Here is a 3,918-nt window from a genome sequence, read left to right on the forward strand (position 1 = left end):
CGGCAGCCGCAGCTGTCCGGTCGGTTCCGGGGCCTGGGCACCGGGCGGTGCGCTCACGTTCCAGCCCGGGGGTGCGGGCGGCTGGGCGGGGTGCGGCGGGCGCCCCGGTGGGACGGGCGGGTGCGCCCCGTAGTGCTGCATCCGGTCCCCACTCCGTTCACTCGGGCCTGTCGGCGGCGCCGGACGGCGTTCTGTCGCTGACGAACGGTACCGTCCCGGGCCGCCACCAGTATGAACGGGCCACCGTGCCGTCGGGTGCCCGACGGGTGCGGTCAGTCGTCGAGCTCGTCGGCGAGTGCCCGCAGGGCGAGCCGGTAGGAGCCGATGCCGAAGCCCGCGACGGTACCGGTGGCGACCGCGGCGACCACCGAGAGGTGCCGGAACTCCTCGCGGGCGTGGGGGTTGGAGAGGTGCACCTCGATGAGCGGCGCGGTGCGCTGGGCGGCGGCGTCCCGCATCCCGTACGAGTAGTGCGTGAACGCGCCCGGGTTGAGCACCACAGGCAGCCGTCCGTCGGCGGCCTCGTGCAGCCAGCCGATGAGTTCGCCCTCGTGGTTCGTCTCACGGACCTCGACGTCGAAGCCCAGTTCGGCGCCGAGTTCGGTGCAGGCCGCCACCAGGCCGGCGTAGGAGGTGGTGCCGTACACGTCCGGCTCGCGGGAGCCCAGCCGGCCCAGGTTGGGCCCGTTGAGTACGAGTACCCGGCGGCGGGTGCTGGTGGTCATGCGGCGATCTCGGCGTGTGCGGCGAGCAGCATGGCCGGGTCGGGGCCTTCCAGGACGGCGGGGCGGGCGAGGCCGTCGAGGACGATGAACCGCAGTCGGTCGCCGCGGGTCTTCTTGTCGACCTTCATGGTGTCCAGCAGCTTGGGCCACTGGTCGCCGCGGTAGGTGACGGGCAGTCCGACCGCCTGGAGGAGTTCGCGGTGCCGGTCGGCGGTGGCGTCGTCCAACCGCCCCGCGATGCGGCCCAGTTCGGCGGCGAAGACCATTCCGACGGCGACGGCGGCGCCGTGCCGCCAGTTGTAGCGCTCGTTCTTCTCGATCGCGTGCGCCAGGGTGTGACCGTAGTTGAGGATCTCGCGGCGCCCCGACTCCTTGAGGTCGTCGGCCACCACCTCGGCCTTGACGCGGATAGACCGCTCGATCAGCTCGCCGGTGTGCGGACCCTGGGGGATGCGGGCCCCGGCCGGGTCGCCTTCGATGAGGTCGAGAATGACCGGGTCGGCGATGAAACCGGCCTTGATGACCTCGGCCAGCCCGCTGACGTAGTCGTGCACGGGCAGCGAGTCGAGCGCGGCCAGGTCGCACAGCACCCCGGCCGGCGGGTGGAACGCACCGACCAGGTTCTTGCCCTCCGCGGTGTTGATGCCGGTCTTGCCACCCACTGCGGCGTCGACCATGCCCAGCACGGTGGTGGGCACCGCGATCCAGCGCACCCCGCGCAGCCAGGTCGCGGCGACGAACCCGGCGAGGTCGGTGGTCGCCCCGCCCCCGACGCCCACGATGACGTCGGTGCGGGTGAACCCGGTCTGGCCCAGCGCCTTCCAGCAGTAGGCGGCGACCTCGGCCGTCTTGGACTCCTCGGCGTTGGGCAGCTGGACGGCGATCGCCTCGTAGCCCTGGGCGGCGAGGTCCTCGCGCAGTACCTCGCCGGTCTCGGCGAGCGCCTCGGGGTGCAGCACCGCGACGCGCTGGGCGCGGGGGCCGATCAGGGCGGGCAGCTCGTCCAGCAGCTGACGGCCGATGAGCACGTCGTAGGGCTCGGTGCCGGCGCTGCCGCCGACGGTGATGCGGGTGGGCGACCCGGTCGGGTGCGATGTCATGACTTCTTCAGCTCCAGGGCGTCGAGGATCTCGTCGGCGACCTCGTCGGGGGTGCGGTTCTCGGTGCTGACCTGGACGCGCGCGACCTCCGCGTACAGCGGGCGGCGTTCCTCCATCAGCTGGCGCCAGCGCTGCCGCGGATTGACGGTCAGCAGCGGGCGCGGGGCGTCCAGGCCGACCCGTCGGATGGCCTCGGCGACGCCCATCTCCAGCAGCACCACCGGCCGACCGGCGAGCAGCCGCCGGGTCTGCGCGGACAGCACCGCGCCGCCGCCCAGCGCCAGTACACCGGTGTGCTCGGTGACGGCGGTCCGCACCGCCTCGCGCTCCAGCTCCCGGAAACGCTGCTCACCGTCGTCGATGAAGATGTCCGCGACCGGCTTGCCGGCCCGCTCCACGATGTCGGTGTCGGTGTCCCGGCAGGTGGTGCCCAGCCGTTCGGCCAGCACCCGTCCCACCGTGGTCTTGCCGACGCCCATCGGGCCGACCAGGATGACCGCCGGCCCGCTCAACGGATCGCCAGGTTGTCGAGGTAGCCGCGCACGTTGCGCCGGGTCTCGCTCACGCTGTCGCCGCCGAACTTCTCCGCGACGGCGTCCGCCAGCACCAGGGCCACCATGGCCTCGGCGACGATGCCCGCCGCCGGCACCGCGCACACGTCCGAACGCTGGTGGTGGGCCTTGGCCGCCTCACCGGACTGCACGTCGATGGTGGCCAGCGCCCTGGGCACGGTCGCGATGGGCTTCATCGCCGCCCGCACCCGCAGCAGCTCACCGGTGCTCAACCCGCCCTCGGTACCGCCGGAGCGCCCCGAGGCGCGGCGGATGCCCTCGTCGGTGCGGTGGATCTCGTCGTGCGCCTTCGAGCCGGGCACCCGGGCCAGGTCGAACCCGTCACCGACCTCCACCCCCTTGATCGCCTGAATGCCCATCAGCGCGGCGGCGAGCCGGGCGTCGAGACGGCGGTCCCAGTGCACGTGCGAGCCCAGGCCGACAGGGACGCCGTGCGCGACGACCTCCACGACACCGCCGAGCGTGTCCCCGTCGGTGTGGGCCTGGTCGATCTCGGCCACCATCGCCCGGCTCGCCTCGGCGTCCAGGCAGCGCACCGGGTCGGCGTCGAGCCGTTCGACGTCCGCCGGGACCGGGACCTGCCCCTGCGGCGCGCGCGCCCGGCCCAGCTCCACCACATGGCTGACGATCCCGATGCCCGCGGTCTGCTCCAGGTAGGAGCGGGCCACGGTACCCAGCGCGACGCGGGCGGCGGTCTCCCTCGCGGACGCCCGCTCCAGGATCGGGCGGGCCTCGTCGAAGCCGTACTTCTGCATCCCGGCCAGGTCCGCGTGCCCGGGCCTCGGGCGGGTCAGCGGCGCGTTGCGGGCCAGCTCGGCCAGCTCCTCCTGCGGCACCGGGTCGGCAGCCATCACCTTCTCCCACTTGGGCCACTCGGTGTTACCCACCATGATCGCCACCGGGGACCCAAGGGTGAGACCGTGCCGCACACCACCGAGGAACGTGACCTCGTCCCGCTCGAACTTCATCCGCGCCCCACGGCCGTAACCGAGCCGCCGCCGCGCCAGCGCGTCCGCCACCATGTCGGTGGTGACCGGCACTCCGGAGGGCAGCCCCTCCAACGTCGCCACCAGTGCGGGGCCATGCGACTCCCCCGCGGTCAGCCAGCGCAACCTGCTCAACGGTGCTCCTCATTTCGGGCGCGGTGTGCTCGCCCCCGATCCTGCCATGCCGGGGGCGGGCCACCGGACCGCGGTCCAGCAGTCGGAACGCCGGTCGTCAGCGGGCCCGGGCCGCGAGGGCGGACTCCCCGGCCGCACGCATGGCGTCCAGCGGGGCAGGACGGTGGCCGGTCATCTGCTCGACCTGGAGCACCGCCTGGTGCACGAGCAGGTCGAGTCCGCCCAGCACCTGGCCGCCGCGGTCGGACCAGGCGGCTGCCAGGGCCGTCGGCCACGGGTCGTACAGGACGTCGAACAGGGTGCCGGGGGCGGCGGGCACCGAGCCGGTGAGCGGGTCCGTGGCTCCGGCCGGGGTGGTGGCCACCACCAGCGGGACGTCGAGCGCCGCGGCCGCGTCCGG

At 73.7% G+C, this 3,918-nt stretch carries 4 protein-coding genes and 1 pseudogene; all 5 read right to left on the minus strand.

Annotated features, from left to right (window positions below):
* Positions 1–272 precede the first annotated feature (272 nt).
* Entirely contained in the window at positions 273–725 is a 453-nt protein-coding gene (gene aroQ / locus ACYVE9_RS18330; RefSeq protein WP_461028963.1) for a type II 3-dehydroquinate dehydratase, read from the minus strand.
* A complete protein-coding gene (gene aroB, locus ACYVE9_RS18335) occupies positions 722–1,825 on the minus strand; it encodes a 3-dehydroquinate synthase (RefSeq protein ID WP_461028964.1) in 1,104 nt (367 codons plus the stop codon). Before aroB ends, aroQ begins: the two co-directional genes overlap by 4 nt.
* Positions 1,822–2,337: a shikimate kinase gene (locus ACYVE9_RS18340; protein ID WP_461028965.1), complete on the minus strand. Its 516-nt coding sequence runs from the start codon at positions 2,335–2,337 to the stop codon at positions 1,822–1,824. The genes aroB and ACYVE9_RS18340 overlap by 4 nt, the downstream gene beginning before the upstream one ends.
* A complete protein-coding gene (aroC, locus tag ACYVE9_RS18345; RefSeq protein WP_461028966.1) occupies positions 2,334–3,518 on the minus strand; it encodes a chorismate synthase in 1,185 nt (394 codons plus the stop codon). Before aroC ends, ACYVE9_RS18340 begins: the two co-directional genes overlap by 4 nt.
* Positions 3,519–3,615: 97 nt before the next feature.
* Positions 3,616–3,918, minus strand: a pseudogene (locus tag ACYVE9_RS18350) (shikimate dehydrogenase); the annotation flags it as partial.

The organism is Streptomyces sparsus, assembly GCF_054776295.1.

Excerpts from the sequence above, each read along its gene's own strand:
- aroQ (WP_461028963.1), bottom strand. The coding sequence starts at position 725 with ATGACCACCAGCACCCGCCGCCGGGTACTCGTACTCAACGGGCCCAAC.
- aroB (WP_461028964.1), bottom strand. The coding sequence starts at position 1,825 with ATGACATCGCACCCGACCGGGTCGCCCACCCGCATCACCGTCGGCGGC.